General features: G+C 41.5%; 12 protein-coding genes. 6 read left to right on the top strand and 6 right to left on the bottom strand.

Annotated features, from left to right (window positions below):
* Positions 1 to 110 precede the first annotated feature (110 nt).
* The gene (locus tag G4P69_RS18980; protein ID WP_208350855.1) at positions 111 to 1,277 is read left to right on the top strand and encodes an FIST signal transduction protein; all 1,167 of its coding nucleotides are present in this window, start codon (positions 111 to 113) and stop codon (positions 1,275 to 1,277) included.
* A gap of 6 nt (positions 1,278 to 1,283) precedes the next feature.
* A complete protein-coding gene (locus tag G4P69_RS18975) occupies positions 1,284 to 2,393 on the top strand; it encodes a sensor histidine kinase (RefSeq protein ID WP_208350853.1) in 1,110 nt (369 codons plus the stop codon).
* On the opposite strand, the gene G4P69_RS18970 is transcribed toward G4P69_RS18975, so the two are convergent.
* Together G4P69_RS18970 and G4P69_RS18965 are read right to left on the bottom strand one after the other, a co-directional pair.
* On the bottom strand, positions 2,380 to 3,123 hold the full coding sequence (locus G4P69_RS18970; RefSeq protein WP_208350851.1) for a copper chaperone: 744 nt from the start codon (positions 3,121 to 3,123) through the stop codon (positions 2,380 to 2,382). The genes G4P69_RS18975 and G4P69_RS18970 overlap by 14 nt on opposite strands.
* Before the next feature lie 15 nt (positions 3,124 to 3,138).
* Positions 3,139 to 4,800 (bottom strand): tyrosinase family protein, encoded by a 1,662-nt coding sequence (locus tag G4P69_RS18965; RefSeq protein WP_208350849.1) that lies wholly within the window; start codon positions 4,798 to 4,800, stop codon positions 3,139 to 3,141.
* 431 nt (positions 4,801 to 5,231) lie between these two features.
* On the opposite strand from G4P69_RS18965, the gene G4P69_RS18960 reads away from it, so the two are divergent.
* On the top strand, positions 5,232 to 5,600 hold the full coding sequence (locus G4P69_RS18960) for a tautomerase family protein (protein ID WP_208345786.1): 369 nt from the start codon (positions 5,232 to 5,234) through the stop codon (positions 5,598 to 5,600).
* Between the two features lie 67 nt (positions 5,601 to 5,667).
* On the opposite strand, the gene G4P69_RS18955 is transcribed toward G4P69_RS18960, so the two are convergent.
* Entirely contained in the window at positions 5,668 to 6,321 is a 654-nt protein-coding gene (locus G4P69_RS18955; RefSeq protein ID WP_208345788.1) for a PAP/fibrillin family protein, read from the bottom strand.
* A 75-nt stretch (positions 6,322 to 6,396) separates the two neighbouring features.
* Positions 6,397 to 6,906 carry a hypothetical protein gene (locus G4P69_RS18950; RefSeq protein ID WP_208350847.1) on the bottom strand — a complete coding sequence of 170 codons (510 nt, stop codon included), beginning with the start codon at positions 6,904 to 6,906 and terminating at the stop codon, positions 6,397 to 6,399.
* A 1,060-nt stretch (positions 6,907 to 7,966) separates the two neighbouring features.
* Here G4P69_RS18950 and G4P69_RS18945 point away from each other — a divergent pair.
* Complete coding sequence (locus G4P69_RS18945) at positions 7,967 to 10,381, top strand: TIM-barrel domain-containing protein (protein WP_243902988.1); 2,415 nt, start codon at positions 7,967 to 7,969, stop codon at positions 10,379 to 10,381.
* A 24-nt stretch (positions 10,382 to 10,405) separates the two neighbouring features.
* Here the strand turns inward: G4P69_RS18945 and G4P69_RS18940 are convergent, their stop codons facing one another.
* Together G4P69_RS18940 and G4P69_RS18935 are read right to left on the bottom strand one after the other, a co-directional pair.
* Positions 10,406 to 11,017, bottom strand: coding sequence for a YtxH domain-containing protein (locus G4P69_RS18940; RefSeq protein WP_208344132.1), 612 nt, complete (start codon positions 11,015 to 11,017; stop codon positions 10,406 to 10,408).
* Between the two features lie 251 nt (positions 11,018 to 11,268).
* Complete coding sequence (locus tag G4P69_RS18935; RefSeq protein WP_208350845.1) at positions 11,269 to 12,141, bottom strand: hypothetical protein; 873 nt, start codon at positions 12,139 to 12,141, stop codon at positions 11,269 to 11,271.
* 1,620 nt (positions 12,142 to 13,761) lie between these two features.
* Here G4P69_RS18935 and G4P69_RS18930 point away from each other — a divergent pair.
* Both G4P69_RS18930 and G4P69_RS18925 read left to right on the top strand, forming a co-directional pair.
* Positions 13,762 to 14,766, top strand: a complete 1,005-nt coding sequence (locus G4P69_RS18930; protein WP_208344134.1) for a hypothetical protein — start codon at positions 13,762 to 13,764, stop codon at positions 14,764 to 14,766.
* A 105-nt stretch (positions 14,767 to 14,871) separates the two neighbouring features.
* Positions 14,872 to 16,485, top strand: a complete 1,614-nt coding sequence (locus G4P69_RS18925) for a DUF4114 domain-containing protein (RefSeq protein ID WP_208344135.1) — start codon at positions 14,872 to 14,874, stop codon at positions 16,483 to 16,485.
* Positions 16,486 to 16,796: the final 311 nt, after the last annotated feature.

The raw sequence follows: 16,796 nt of genomic DNA, 5'->3' as shown, positions 1-16,796 counted from the left end.
CTTGTCTAAATGCACAAACTAGATGTGGAACATCTTAGTTAACCTCTGTTGAGATTTTGGGAACAATAATGTTATCAACTACAAGAACATTTTGAGCAAAGGAAGCAAAAATGCTTAAGATTGTCGTTGCTCATAGTGAAGATCCAGATTCTCAAACTGCTATTGAGGAGGTTTTAGAGCAATCTGTTAGGGACTTAGCAGATATGGTGCCTAAAGCAGGTATTTTATTTGCAGCCATTGATTTTCAGCATACCCTTATCCTGAAAGAAATTGACAGAGTATTTCCAGGACTTAATTTGATTGGTTGCACCACTGATGGTGAGATCTCGTCTGTGGTAGGTTTTCAACAAGACTCTCTAACGCTAATGCTGTTTTGCTCTGATACTGTAGAAATCAATATCGGAGTAGGATATGGAGTGCGTGAAAACCCTATTGACGCAGCTTACCAAGCCGTGCAACATGCAATAGAAAATAGCAGTAGTGCAGCCAAATTGTGTATTCCTCTACCAGCCAGCTACATAGGAAATGGTTTATCTACCAGTGGTGAGTCGATTCTCAAGGGACTGAAGCTAGCCTTGAATTCAAATGTACCAATAGTTGGTGGTACAGCGGGAGATCAGTATAGGTTTACAAAAACCTATCAATTTTTTAGAACAGAAGTTCTCACAAATGCTTTACCAATTCTGATCTTTAGTGGAGATATCTTATTTTCTCATGGAATTGCTTGTGGTTGGGAACCAATTGGAGCCAAGGGTACTGTGACCAAAGTTGATGAAACCGTGGTTTATGAAATTGATCATAAACCAGCTATAGAGTTTTATCAGCGTTATTTGGGGGAACATCCGCCGACAATGGAACACCCGTTAGCTGTATATCAAAAAGATAGCGATCGCTACTATATGCGGGTACCCTATAGTTGTGACATAGAAATCGGTAGTGTTAGCTTTTTGGGGGATGTTCCGGAGCAAGCAATGGTTAGGGTTACAGATATTAGTCGGGATGAGGTAGTTGCTGCATCTGAAACTTCATTAAAGATAGCTTTACAAAACTATCCTGGAAAGGAACCAAAAGCAGCTTTATTGTTCTCTTGTTGCTGTCGTCGTTGGCTGTTGGGTACTAGAGCGAAAGAGGAGTATGAGCTTGTCAGAAATGCTCTTTCCGAAGAAGTGCCGATTTGTGGATTTTATACTTACGGAGAATTTTCCCCGCTAGAACCACATGGCTCAACTTATTATCATCAAGAAACCTTTGTCACTTTGCTTCTAGGAACAGACTAGAATCTTATGGAACCCACACACTACGACAGCAAAATCAAACAGTTGGAAAAAACCATTCGGATTCTGAGTAAAAAACTAGAGCGGGCACAAACTAATCTACAACAACTCGAACAAACTAGTGAGATAAGAGAATCTGTTCTAAAAGGGACAATTAGAGAGTTACAACAGTCGCAAATTGCCCTTCAAAAGCATAGTGATGAGCTAGAAACTGCACTGACAAACCTTAAAAATTTGCAGGCAAAACTGGTTGAATCTGAAAAAATGTCGGCGCTAGGAATTCTCGTTGCTGGAATTGCTCACGAAATTAATAATTCTGTTAACTTTATCTCAGGAAACTTAATTTATGCGAATAACTATTTTCAAGATTTGCTAAGATTGATAAAACTTTATCAGTACTATTATCCTGAATCAGTTCCAGCTATTCAAAAAGAAATAAAGAAGATTGAGCTTGATTTTCTCGTTGAAGATTCAGAACATCTGTTTCATTCAATGGATACAGGGGTACAAAAAATTTGTCAAATTGTTGGATCCTTACGAAACTTTTCTCGCTTAGATGAAGCTGAGTTTAAAAATACTGATATTCATCAAGGAATAGAGAGTACACTGGTCATTTTAAATAGTCGACTAAAACCAACATGCAAATGTCCACAAGGTATTCAAGTTATTCGGAATTATGGAAATTTACCGTTAATAGAGTGTTATCCTGGACAACTCAATCAGGTTTTCATGAACATACTCATTAATGCAATTGATGCTTTGGAAGAGAAGCTAGAAAAGCAGGGATTTATTGTGAATGATGAACCAGTAATTCCTACTATTAATATTTTTACTGAGATATTAAACAATAACCAAATTATAATTCGTATTATTGATAACGGGCCGGGAATCGATGATAGAATACGTTCAAAATTATTTGACCCATTTTTTACAACCAAAGATGTTGGAAAAGGAACTGGGTTAGGTTTATCTATTAGTTACAAAATCGTTGTAGAACTGCATGGTGGTCAATTGGAGTGTTACTCTACACCTGGTTTAGGTGCAGAATTTGTTATTCAAATTCCCACTTATCGGCAATCACGGGTTCAGTCTTATGCAACGCCAGCTAATGAGTTCTGAGACGAATCCCCTCTAAAAGAGGAACCTGCCATCGTGCTGGGCGGGCTGGACGGTACCGTTCAACTACAAGGATCAAGCCTGTTGCGATCGCCACCATCAGCATCGAGTATACGTGTACAGTAGCCAAGGGTAAGAGCATGAGTGCCCAGCAGGCTCCTACGCACCACAAACCGTTAGCCATCCCGTAACGGAGACAGTCCCAATTTGCTGCTAGTCCGAAGGGAGAAAGGCGAGGTGTCCAATGACAGTGGTTTAGGCAAGCCTGCTTCCACGGTGTTGTTTGCCACGCGATCGCCAGTGCCAATGCGACGAAAAGCGTAGGAAACCAACTAAAAATCCAAAGCAGGAGCGTGAACAACATTAACACGACGCCAGCCATCATCCAGATGGTGATATAACCAGCTAGGAACAAAACAACTGCAAGCCAACGACGGCGAGGCAAGCTGCGTACCCATAGGTGGCGAATCGGATCAGCTAGCAGTGGGGTCATCATGGCAACCAACATAATCAGCCAAGACCACCCCACCATGACCAGCAAATTAGAATGTAGGAGGGTATGTAGAGCCTGGCTGCTCTGGCTATACCCGTTGCCTTGAATCGCCATGAGAAATTCTGGCATCCCTTGAGCGTGTCCTTCCTGTAACATCACCACCCAACCAAAAAGGGTGACTGTGATCAGCACTGGTAAAGGTGGTTCCGCAAGAGCCGATAAATATGCGCCTAGCCGCATGACTACTTTCCCACCTTATTGCCGCTCGCGATAGACGCTCACCCTTTCCACCGTCACGTTCTCATCGGGTGTCAGATCATCGCGGGAGAAGAACTCCACCTTGAGGTGTGGCACGTTAGCACCCCCTGCAAGATGAAGTGCGTCAACAATATGGGTGATGTCCAACACTTCAGTGACTCCTAGACCCCCATGAGGCTGGTCGATCTGTGATGCCTTGCACACGCCGAACAGGGCGATAGTTCCAGCACGCAGATCGGGATGATCAGTTGGGTTAGCGCCGCTTGGTAGATTGATATAAACATCAATCACTGCACCGTCTTCAGCACTGCGGATATTTTCAATATTTAGGAAGATGCGGTCTGGTTGTTGTTGTTCTACTGAGCGCTCAGAAGATTCAAAAGCGGTGAAACTTCTTTCCACTTTCCTCATCATCGTGTTGTCGAGATCAACCTGCGTCGATGCTCTTCGTCCTGTTAATGCCATCTTGTTACTGTTAGCACCAAGCATTTCTACACTTGTTTGCTGGTCTACACTTCTTTCCTGGTTTTCCATATTGGAACTCCTTGCCGATTCAAAAGGTGATCCAAGCGTGCGAAGTCTGTTGCCAATTGCAGTAGCACCTTCTAACGGATCTGATATGTCATCATACTCGTAATTCAGATTCGTTCCCGATGTCTGCAATACATCCGAAGGGGTATACTCCCAAGCTTGGCCATCAGTCAACGGTACAACGAACTTCCGTTCAAGGGGACCATTCAACCAATTATTTGTCCTAGGATTTTGATGAATGGGGTCACGGCGCAGCCAAACCTCCCAAAGTCGGTCAATATTGGCGTGATGAAGCCAGAATATAGGATCAAGAGCCGCTGTGTCTGGGTTAGTCATTAGGCCGCGCGAGATTGTACCGGTCGGGGATATTAGACGACCACCAATACGCACATGGACAATATTGTGTGGGGTGCTCTCTAAGCCACCATTGGTAGTACCACTATGGGAAAATCTAGTTTGTGGTCCACCGAAACCGAGGACGGCTCTACTCTGAGAGCTGAATGTGGTGATTTGCAAGGCAGTTGTAACGTCCACATCATCTGGCTGTAGTTTGATCGGGAAGGAACCAATTCCATAGCGCTGTTCTACAAAAAGGGGATTAGGGCTCCCGTCGGGCATAGTCTGACTGGCAAATGCTGGGGGAAGTTCCAGCGCATCGGTTTGTGTCGTGTCACTGTAGTTCCAGTAGGGTAGAGCCCAATCTGACGGGCCACCAGCCTTGATAATAGCATCACGCAAAATCGCCTCTAGTGATGCCAGATACCCTCGGTGCCATGGCAAGAAGTACCAGCTCTGGTGCTGGCATTGGTTCCAGTATCTGCTTTGTACTGACTGTGGTGGTAGCTGTTCACCATTGATTAGGTAGCCGTAGTTCCTCCATATTTGGGTATTAATGCCATGTATCGCCGCCAGGAATCGCCAGCTCGTGGGATCGGCGATTGCCCGCTGCTTCAAGTTACCTACTCCCTTGGCGTACCAGAAAAGAATCGGATCGCTAAGATCCCCTCCTGCTGCCCATGCGCTTTTCCTGACGAAAACCATGACACTCCTTGTTACTTTTGTCGAATGGTGAACTGTTTTTTCTGGTAAATACTGCTGATAACAGGAGCTAATTGCTGACAGAACCATTGTCTTGACACTACAAGAACGTATTTGATCAGCAATGTACTAGCCTATACCGCATATACGAGTATAGCTCGATTTTATCGTTGTGCAACTCAAGACACTAGCTCATATAGTACCACCTTCTGTAACAATCAGGATGGCTCTGTTCACCCGTACCCCTGCGCTTAAGCAAGCTACGCGTAGCGTCTCCGATAGGAGAAGGCATCGCAAATTTCTAATGTACGTTTCTTGTAACAGGCCTAATGGAGAGCAGGGTAAACGCATTAAAATCAAAGCAAGGCAGGCAGGGGAAGCAGGGGGGGGCGATCGCAAAACAATAAATCAAGTTTCTCAAAACTGCATAAGTTGTTTTGACTTGGATCTATTTATATAGTTTGGGCTGAGCAAATCAATTTCTGCATATCAGCGTTCAAAAATAGTTTTTTTTCGGACAGATGCCCCACTTGACCTTTCAGTACAGTACGAATGTTACAAATTATCTCGATACATCAGCAGTTCTCGCAAGCCTGCACAATTGCTTGGGGGCTTGCCCATTTGTAAAAATGGAACATATCAAAAGTAAAAAGCAAGGTTTTGATACCGTGTTAATTGCTAATCATATTGAGAAAGCTTCTTTTCTGCATTGTGAAGTAGCATTGTTTGTGGGTAGACCTGCAACAGTACTTAACAGATTGCAGCAAGATTTATTGCGAATTTTACGAGAATCAGCTTTTAGGTGTCCGCTTCCTTGCTGGATTTCTGTAGAGTTAAGAGAAATACCGACCAGTGGTTTAGTAGCTGAAATTGTTCATCCTGAACAGTAGTAAGTTACTTGGAACGGGACGACTCATATTAATTCAGCCATGGCTCTTCGGAGACAATTTTTAAGGCTTAATTTGGGGGAGGATTGCTTTGTAAATCATCAGATTTACGAAGGATAAATAAGCTCTCGTCCCCTCCACGCCCAATTCTTAAGGTTTCATCCAAGTAGGTAATATCGAGGGTGGCAACTCTACCACGAGGATTGTTCGCATTTTGAACTTTAAATGGGTTAAGTTGAGGGGTGACAATGCCAGCAATTTTCTCAATCGATAAGTAGCGTTTGTCAAAATAAACATTGAGCCGTTTGTCTGGTTGAGCCTGAGAATTTTCTTTGGCAGCTTCGAAGGTAGCTGTTACCTTGACGTATCCTGATACTAATCCAAGAGGATGTTTAACATTAGCTAGATTGAAAAACGTATTATCGGCAATATTAATGACCTGATAAACTTTACCTACCTTTAAACCTAATGGTAATTTTGATAAGGAACGGATTTCTCTAGCGGTTGAGTATAGCAGTTGCCAAGTCCCTTGAAGTAAAGAAGGAGCAACTCTCAAAGGATAAAGATTAGGATTGACGCCTTCAAGTTCTTGAGTCAATTGCTCAATTTCTTCGGCTTGAGTGTTGTCTATTTTTAAATCGGTAATAGGAGATCCATCACGCTCAGATTGAATCGAATCAATCGAAGCAAGTAATTTTTCTTTAACTGCCAATGGATTGTTCAAGGCTTATTTTTTAGTTCTTCAGCTTTTACTTTGATTTTATAACATCGCTCGAATATATCTAGCATAGTACAAAGGTCATTCAGAATCATTCCGTGTTTCCCAATGAAATAGTCTGGGTAACTGGGACACATCTAAGGCATAGTTCGCAGTCCACAGTACAATTTCTAACAACAATAGATTTCGTACCCATATCAGTTCAGGTTCATACCCCACAAGATTCAATCCCTCATAAAGCTGCCAGATACGGTAAGGCAAATATACATAAGGAACCATTACCCAAGTCACAGAGTGAAATTGCTTTAATGTCACACTTTCTGATAAAATTTGTAATCCTAGCATGACAAAGTACCAAACCAGTACAGTCAACACGCTGTGGTATCCCCATAAGACACCCCACAACAGCATAACAACTAGCGGCAGCAAAATTCCTCCCACCTGTACGGTACCAAACCAAATTTTATACCACCCTGGTAGTGGTTCAGGAAGATACATAGGCTTGGTGTGTCGATTTACCCAGCCTACAACCACAGTAAACAATGTGGCAAGTATGAAAAATAGCAGGTTTTCTAAGAACAGGTGGATCACTTGGTCTTATCTGATATTTTTAACCCAGACATTCTAGACAAGCTAAAAAGCTGTATACGGCATTCTTGGAAACCAAGAAAGGTGGTATCCCACAAAGACTTGAGTAGACTCAAGTCTCTTAAATTATGATTCAATATTTGCTGGAACCAATGGTTACACTAGCTCAAAATCATGAATCCCCTAGTATTGTAGCACAAAATCAATAATCTTATCGGGAAAGGCAGACGGCATTTATGGACTCGTTCTCATCAAAATTAATGGGTAGAAACCCCGTCCTTGTAGGACGGCTTTATATTTTTTTGTTTACCACTACTGCCTTGGGCTTACTTAACTCGGTGTACTATTGTGTTGTACTTTCAACGGGACAATTACCGTTTCAAATTGTTCAGCCTGTACACATAATGGTTTTGCTCAAAAGAGCCTCCCATTGCTGGGGTGATGTTAGCCTTGCCAAAGTTAGAGGGCGGTACTTTCCAAGCAGCACTGGCTTAACCCGGTAAACCTGTTTAACCACTTGGTTCTAGAGCTACAAACTGGCTGCGCATCTGTAGGTAGGAGCTTAAACGCTTCCCTTTAACGTAGTGCGCTCTTGCACTTAAGCGGGTCAGCTATCCCTAAAGATTAAGGCACGTTCGCCTCCGGCGTCTCCCCTTGGGAGAAGCCCCGTCCTTCAGGTCGGGGTGCTGACGCTCCTTTAGCGCTGAGGCTTTATAAACTGTGCTACTGCAAAATCTTTATTGATAATGCTTGGTTCGGACTTGTAAAGTGCGCAATGCCTTGCGCCCCTACAGGTAGACGCTCGCTAGACTCTCATATCATATCTTATATTTTTTGTCAATCCGTAACTTCTAGAAAGATCTTCATCAAAATAGGTATGTATTTGCTATATACTATCATCGTATAGTAAAAAAGCCTTGTACTCTCTATCACCAGAAGCCTTTTTTCTGTAGCTCACCTGTAGATCTGAACGATAAGTTCATAATCTACTCAAACCCAATCAGTAATTTTACCTGAGCTAGTCTCCCACAGAAATTTATTCAATATCACGAGAGGTTTGTTAATGTTAGGTGCAACGTTATCAGATGTTTACAAGTTTGTAACAGTCGAAGAATATTTTAACTACATCAAAAACTGGCAAACTTTAAAAAAAGTTTCTTCTCATCAATTTAACGACAAAGAACAAACGCTGGTGCTTGAGTTTCAAAACAGCGATGGCAGTATCTGTGCAATGCTGCTTCAGTTCATTCAAAATGACACATTCCGGGTTCGTTTCAACCCCAAAAAACAGGCAAAAGATTACACCAATAACAATACTCGTGCGCTAGTCCAGGACACGTTCACACAGCTAAAAAGCGAAGCGCAGCAGGGAGATCAACAGTTCAGCATATCGTACCAAGACAAAGGTACGGGCTGCGAACTAACTACGAAAAAGCAAGAGAATGATGAAGCTGTCATGAAAGTGATTGTTACCAACGATCCATTCAAGATCGAGGTGATCAATTGTGAACCTGACGGTAGCAACTTTAAAGTTTGGGAAACATCACTACCTGGCATACTATACACACCGAACGGGAATGAGGACTATGCCATTATCCAATCTGTAAAAAATCGGGCAACCTCTAAGTTTATCGGCTTTGGTGAACAAGGTGGTAAGTCACTGTGTCGCAATAACGAGCAACTAAACTATTTCAATTTCGATAACATGCGGTACCGTCAGGTTTATAACTATGGTCCGTTAGATGGACGGGAACCGATGTATCACTCTGAACCCTTCTTCATTGAATTTAACGGCGTTCCTGAAAAAGATTGCGTCACTGGCATATATGTTGACAATCGGGGTCAAGTCCTGATGGATATTGGCTTTTACAACTCCACCCGCTATATGATCGGTACGCGCTTCGGTGACCTTGACTATTATTTCTTCATGGCAGACGATCCAGCTGAGCTAATAGAGAGCTTTACTGGGATTGTCGGACGCTCAAGGTTGAAACCGCGCTATGCCTTAGGATATCACCAAGGATGCTATGGATATGAAGATCGGGGCGCTCTAGAATGGACTGTTCGCAAGCATCGCGACTACCAAATTCCCCTCGACGGTTTGCACGTGGATGTAGACGTACAGAATAAATACCACACCTTCACGATTGATACAAACAAATTTCCCGATCCCAAAGGGATGTTTGCTTATTTAAAAGACCAGGGTGTCAAATGCAGCACAAACATTACCCCAATCATTAGCCGCAACGAACCCCACTACACAACTTATACAGAAGGTCTAGATAAGGGCTACTTTGTAAAAGATAAGCGCTTCTTCGGCGATCTCAATATGAACAACCCAGAAGACCTGAATAAGGGGTATAGCTATCAGAATTTCGATCCTCCTGGGCAAAGAAGTGTTTTCTTTGCATACGACCCAGAGAACAACGCCAATACAGGCAATCCTTATATCGGGGAAGTCTACTATGGAAATGACCGAATTACGGGACAGGAAATGGGTACCCCCGGTCACTACCCTGATTTCGGACGGCAAGAGGTACGTGATTGGTGGGGTAAGCAATATCAATATCTCTTCGATATGGGCCTGGAAATGGTTTGGCAAGACATGACAACACCTGCGATCCGTTCCCGTCGTGGAGATATGCGCGGCTTTCCATTCCGATTGCTGATTACTGACGATTCTATTTCAGGAGAAACTCCTAAACTGACGCCGGCTATTAAGGTGTGGAATTTGTATTCGTACAATCTTCACAAAGCCACGTACAATGGACTCAACAAACTTGTCTACTCAGACCAGTCGGATAAACCAGGACAGCGACGCACGGATCGTAACTTCATTGTCGGACGCGGTAGTTTCACTGGTGCGCACCGTTTTGCTGCGTTGTGGACGGGCGACAATTCTTCTACCTGGGATTTCCTCAAAATGAACGTAGCCCAAGTCTTGTCCCTTGGTATGACTGGTGTTACGATCTGTGGGCAAGATATCGGTGGCTTTGAACAAGAAAACGATGAGCAACGCTGGGTGGGACCAGAACTTCTAATCCGCTGGGTTGCTGCGGGAGCTTTTTTACCCTGGTTCCGCAACCACTACATGCGCAAAGGGCGCAAAGAGTTCCAAGAAATCTTCATGTATGAAGAATGGTTTAAGCAATTTCGGGGTGGTCAGCTACCGGAACCACAAGATTTGTACCGCGCAGTTGTACCTAGTTGCAAGTATTTTATCGAATTGCGGTATAGACTCCTCCAAGTTTTCTATGATGCCATGTTTGAGAACATATTTAATGGGTTGCCCATCTGCCGACCCCTGTTTCTCAACGATCCACAAGACAAGGCGCTTTACAATGACAAAATCTCCTTCCTTAACGACCAGTTCTTTGTTCGTGATGATATTCTTGTCGCTCCAGTTCTAGATCCGCGGTCAAAACTGACAAAACTTGCTCGATTGATAACCGGGCAAGAGGAATTGGAAAGGTTGTAGATTAGGAATCAACAAGTCAACAACTTACTTGTTGTTGTTATCTAGTGGGACTAACCTATATAAGGTCTGGTCATTAGGTAGTTTAATAATCTGATTATTAGATGATAGAGTATCCGTTGCTGTACTTTTAGCAGTACTTTTGACACTGTCAATAGCATCCGTTGCTGCATCTTTAACAACATCTACCGTACTTTTTACAGTTTCGTTCATACCATTAGCTGCACCTTTGACACTATCCGCTGTCTTTTTTACTGTTTGGTTAACATCGGTAGCTGTACTATTAACAGTCTCTCCAACATCTTTTATAGTTTCGTTCACACCATTAGCTACTGTTTGGACAGCATCACCTACACCTTTGGCGGTTCGGCTAAAATTCTCGGATGCACCCTTTACCTTATCTCCGACGTTTTTGACAGTCTGATTAATCTTTTGAGCAGTTCCTTTAATTAATAAAGCTCCTGCAATTCCGCCTACCGTAGCACCAATAAGCCCGCCTAGGAAAACTTTATATAGCTCGTTCTTTGTTTCTTTAGGTTCTGTATCATCAGATTGCTCTGTCGATAAATCAATATCACCAAGTCGATTTATAGTTATCTCATCATCGTCTTGATCCACAAATTGCTGGTTACTGTTCATACTCATCGTCTCCGTTTTAGTAAAAAAATTAATTTTTAAGAGGTTAACTACAGTAGTCCTAATTGATTTCTGAACTGAAGAGCTAATACTGTTAACATATCGAAGAATTTGTTCATAACTCAAATAGGATTGCTATAACCGAAATTTGATATTTAATACCAAGTTGCTTTCTGTGCAACCTGGTATTAATTTCAAGAATGCGATTTCTAATCAACTTTTACAGTTTGATTGATTTCTTCTAATATTCTCCTTTATTTATCTTTTAGCTTTGTCGGCTGTGAAGCATACGTACTTGTGGTTGCATTGTCAGTTGTATTCTTAACAGCGTCAGCACCAGATTGCACGGTAGAGTTAGCACTTTGGGCTGTATCTTTAACAGCGTCAGCACCAGATTGCACGGTAGAGTTAGCACTTTGGGCTGTATCTTTAACAGCGTCAGCACCAGATTGCACGGCAGAATTAGTACTCTCGGCAGTATTTTGTAATGCGTTAGCTGCACCTACTACAGTTTGCTTAGCTACATCAGCAACACCAGCGGCTGTATTTTGTGCTAAATCTGCTCCAGCTTCCACAGCTTGGCTTACACTCTCGGCGGTACTCTGTACTGCATCCAACGTTCCCTCAGCAACACCTTTTACCGTGTCAACTGCACCACCAATGACACTTTCTGTAGTACCTTCAGCGACACTCTTGATCGCGTCTCCTAATCCTTTTCCTGTTAGAGCAAGACCTTCACCTATAGTCTTAGCGGCTTCTCCTAAACCTTTTGTAGCCATATTAAAGCCTAGACCTATTCTTCTACCAGCTAAAGTGGCAAGAACTGACCCCACACTAGCGCCAATCAGTCCACCAATAATTGCCCTACTTACAGCGTTCTTTCTGTCTTGGTCTGATATGTTGGGTTGATTGGGAATTTTGGAAGTATTCTCGTCCACATCCCTCCCTCTGGTTACATTTACATCAGTCCCAGCATAAGGTTGATTGGCACTCGGACGGTTTGCATCTTCTGGTCTGGACACTTCTCTACGGATGTTTGTGTCTATATAATCGGTTGATTGTGGCTCAATATACACGCGGTTAGCATTTTCACGCTGTAGATCTGAAGTCTGCTTACTCTGAACCATGTCAATGATCTCCTTGTTGTAAAAATTTATTACTGAAGCAAAAACAATACATCGCTATTCGCCATAATACGAACCGTGTCGATTTAATAAGTCGCCATAGGGGTCGTGGAAATTTTATCCACCGACTTATTGGGTAGAATCGGCTTGAAATTTAGATGTTAAGTGTAAAACGCGACCCAAAGGGGTGTCTCTTTGCGAGACGTTGGGGGAGTGAGTGATCTCTTCGCAGCACTCGCCTATGGAAGAAACTACGCCCTTCTGAGTAGCCCAGATCCTAGGCATTAAGGTAGTTCCTCTCTTGTAAGGCACGACGGGTACCTCCTCCTCCTGTCGGAGACGCTAAAAGCGTAGCGTGTCCAAGGGACTTATAGGTCGGGATGCAATATGGCTAAACTGACTCGCCTTTTGGAACGCTGCCTCACCGTTTTTATACTTTCTATTTATAATCAGATTCCTGTTTGGCGGCGCGTTTTACATTCTTGTTTGTCGTTTTTGTGTGGATTAATGCGTCGTCTTAGCTAGTTGGGCAAACATTACCTGCTGTCCGTTATCATCAGCGCGATCGCCTTAGGGGTCTTCACTTGCTGGACGGACGTGGCGATCGCCTAACTGAACATCTTGTGCTTTGTTGTACTCTGCAATTAAATCCTTTTAACTGAAAGTTAACTTGTGAGTTGTCTTCTTCAGCTTAAAGTACACTTGAACAGAAACTAATCCGCCAAAAGTTGTATTTAAAATCCTAATACCTCTTACATTTGCGCTCTATTTCTAGCATTTTCAAAACTGGTCTTTCGCACCAGAACTCCAAACCTTTATAACGAGTGATTATATCAAATATAAGTTTATGTACATAAAACTTAATTTAGTATGTTTAAACTAGATTTTTTACTAAAAGCTGCTTCAATAAGCTATTTTTACAAAAACGAAAATATGTCGATGGAGCAATAGAAAAAATCAATTCCAAGCTAAATCTTGAGGCGATAGTTTTTAGTGATTTCTCTTGATTACTTCCAACCGTCCACGGGTAGAGATTGTACTTAAATTTTGGTTTCAAAGCTTTGTTAACATCAAAAACACATTCTACTGAAACAGCACTTTAGCGCATCAAGATATCGGCTAGTGCATTTTTTGTGTTTATCAACACAGAGATTCTTTACTCAGAATCAGACTTTTGGACTAGTCTTAAAGAACAGCAAAATTATGACAGAGAAGTAAAACAAACTTTTTTTCAAGCGAACACTACGTTTACGATATATTTTCTTCAGCGAACCGAATACTTTATATTTATAGTTCTAATAGGTTTTTACTTCAACCAATATTACAACTTAGCATTCTAAAATACAGGTGAACAATGCAATTGTCAAGGATTATACACAATCAATTATTGCATGTATAAACATTAACTATAATTTTCGATTGTTCAACGTAAATTGCATTAGTTTCCCAAATATGTGTTTTTCAATACATCTTTATGTTTCACAGATTAGCGTTTATTATTTATCTAGCGATTAACCTACAACTTACTGGTTAATAAATCGCTGCAAAGATATTCATCTCATGTTGAGACTGAGTATCTAAGGTAGTTTTTGTCACACAATCTTCTCTAAAGGTTTTACAAAAATGGCAGCTACACAATTCACAATTCAAGCAAGTCAGTATTACTTAAACTCAACATCGAAGAATTTATTTCCCACAAATATTGAACTCAATGAGGGAGATTTATTGAAAATAAACTCTCAAGGTATATCGCCAATATCATCAGGGTCTTATAAATATGACAAGAACACTAACAACCTTGATTTTGAATTTCCGGTCGGGAGTTTAGTTGGAACTCTAGACAACGGCAATAGCTTTTTTCCAGTAGCACAACATTTAGAACTCATGTTCTTAGATAACAGCAAAGGTAAGCTTTCGCTTGTTTTCTGGGGTGTTGATGCGACTACTAACATTAGTTCTGTAGCTGTAACAATAGAGGTTCAACAGAACAAAGCTTTCAGTGATTTACAGGCAACTGATGCAATTGATAGCGCCCTACTTAAAGATAGATTTTCATTTGCAGTTCATGCATATGCAAACTCTATGGCCAGAAGAACAAGCCCTGGTTACGGCGGTGATTACCAAGGACCAGAACCTTTTTTAGACACAGGTATTCAATTACAACCAGGAGATTTGCTTAAAATTGATGCATCTCCTAAAGATTTATGGTCTCCAGACGGGGGATTTTTTACTAATGCTAATGCGATCGCGGTAGCTGGGAATCGGGGTTATGATCGCGTAACTTCTAAAGGACAATATTACAGAATAAGCAGTTTAATTGGTACCTTAGACGAGGGTAAAACCTTTTTTCCAGTGGGAACTCATTTAGAAATGACAGTTCTCAAGGCAGGTAGCCTCTCTCTTCTCTACTGGGATGTAGATTGGGGAAATAACTATGGTTTTATCAAAGCATTTGTCCAAATCATTCGCAACGGAAAAATTCTCACTTCGCTAGACATAAAAACGGTTACATCAATTGTGAATGGCAGTTCTAGTGGCACCGCAAATGATTACTCCAACCTAGACTGTTCAACAAATCTACCCAAGTTAAACGCAAATTTAAAGTCTGCTTTGATTTCTTCCAAATAGGTAAATTGGTCATTGATATTCAGGAAAAATTTATCTGCAAATTTTCTGTAAATTCACTGACTCAAATCAGTGACGTAAAATCGAAAAAACTTCAAGGATAAAATCATGGCAACAGTAGCAATTGAAAAAAAGCAATTCACATTTGACTCAAGTAAATATAACTCAAATCAAACTCTATTCAAGATATCAGACACAGATATTGCTCGAATCAAAGCAGGGGACTTAATCATTGTTGATGTCTTAGGTGGAAATCCTTACGGTGTATATGAAGGCACGCATCGCCTTAATCCCTTTTACCAATCAGCAGAAAATGTTGCTAATAACTATTATTATGATTTTCCTTTCGGAAGCCTAGTTGGTACTTTAGACAATGGCAAGACCTTTTTTCCAATAGGAAACCATTTAGAACTCACAGTATTACAACAAGATGGTAATCTTTCTCTGGTCTTCTGGGGCAATGATACCAGTACAAACACTAACTCGGTTACTCTAACTGTAGAAGTTCAAAGGCAAAAGGACTTAGAACAATTTAATATTCCTGTAGAAGTCAGTAATTATATTTTTTCCGACAGATGGCAGTTTGACGTTGATGCAAAAGCTAACGCTATATATCCAAAACTTGGTGTATCCCCTCTTTTAAAGACAGGTCTGTGTTTACAACCAGGAGACGTAATAACTGTTGATGTACATCCTCTGGATTTTTGGTCTTTAGGAGTGGGAGATTCAAATCTGAACTTCACTACTAATGGTAGAAGATCAGATGGAACTTTCTGGGCTGATTTAAACATATTAAATCACATCTTTAAGTTTGGTAGTCTAGTTGGTACTTTAGACGGTGGCAAGACCTTCTTTCAAGTAGGAACTCATTTGCAAATGACATCTCTCAATACCGGTAACTTTGCTCTTGCCTGCTGGGATAGTAGTCCAGATAATAATCAAGGTTTAGTGAGAGCATATATCAAAGTAGTCCGTAATGGGATAACTATCACTCAGCCAAGCAACGCCATTCGCCAAAATATAAATTTAGGTCAGTTCTCAAATTTACCAGAGTTAAGTACAAAAATCCCGTTTGACCCGAATACATGCATTTGGGCGAAAGCAAACTGTAAGATCCCACCATCTTTAGTTGGGGATCCTAGTGGTGTCATTGTCACTGAGCCCGATAAAGTCTATAAGCTTCAGATAACAGTTGACCCTGGAACTGCTAGTTATAAAAATACCTTTGGTCTATTCCCCGTTAATGCTGATGGAAGCGTTGCTGGTGTCAAACCAGGCGATCCTAGCTATGCAGAAACTGCGGTGAGGAATCGGGTTAAGTTACCAAATTACAATGAGATATCACTTAAGCAAACATTTGCATCCGAACTCACCGGTGGAACTAACTATGAGATTTTCCTGATTTCCAATGGAACCCCAGATGATTTCTTAACACAAGATCCGAAAAATCAAACAACAGTACCTCCTAAGGCTTACTTTAGAATTACGGCAGCCAACCCTGATAAGGTATCCCATGTCAAATATTTGTCATCCGATAAATTTGGCTTTGAGGATCTTTACGGTGGAGGAGATCAAAACTTTAACGATCTCATAGTCCAGCTAACAGTTACTTCCGTTGAAAGTACTACTTCATCTAGTACCCCAGCACAGACTAATACCACTGTGACAGAAAATGACTGTCCGCTTTATCCACTCTGTAAATTGTCTCAATTAAATAATTAATGAAGAAGCAATACTATTTGCTAACTGGGCTTACCACAGTATCCACGATGCCATTGTTCCTTTTCGGCACGTGGTAGCTGGAAGCCCATTGTCATGGTTGATACAACTGCCTGATTCTGTCGAAATTCTTTGTTCAACAGCACAAGAAACTGGTAAAATAGTTACAGAATGTTCAGCTACCTGTATTAACTATAAAGACTTTGAAACTAAGAAAATCCGACGCTCATTTTCTTGCCAGTTTCATAGTCTAGCTCTTGAGGAGGGCGGGCGAGTGGACAGCACTGTTAAAAATCTAGCACAGCGCTGACTGC

It is taken from the genome of Aetokthonos hydrillicola CCALA 1050, from assembly GCF_017591665.1.
In the GTDB taxonomy this organism is placed as follows: Bacteria; Cyanobacteriota; Cyanobacteriia; order Cyanobacteriales; family Nostocaceae; genus Aetokthonos; species Aetokthonos hydrillicola.
The sequence above is the reverse complement of the archived record's forward strand: the minus strand, read 5'-3'. Positions and strand labels throughout refer to the sequence as shown.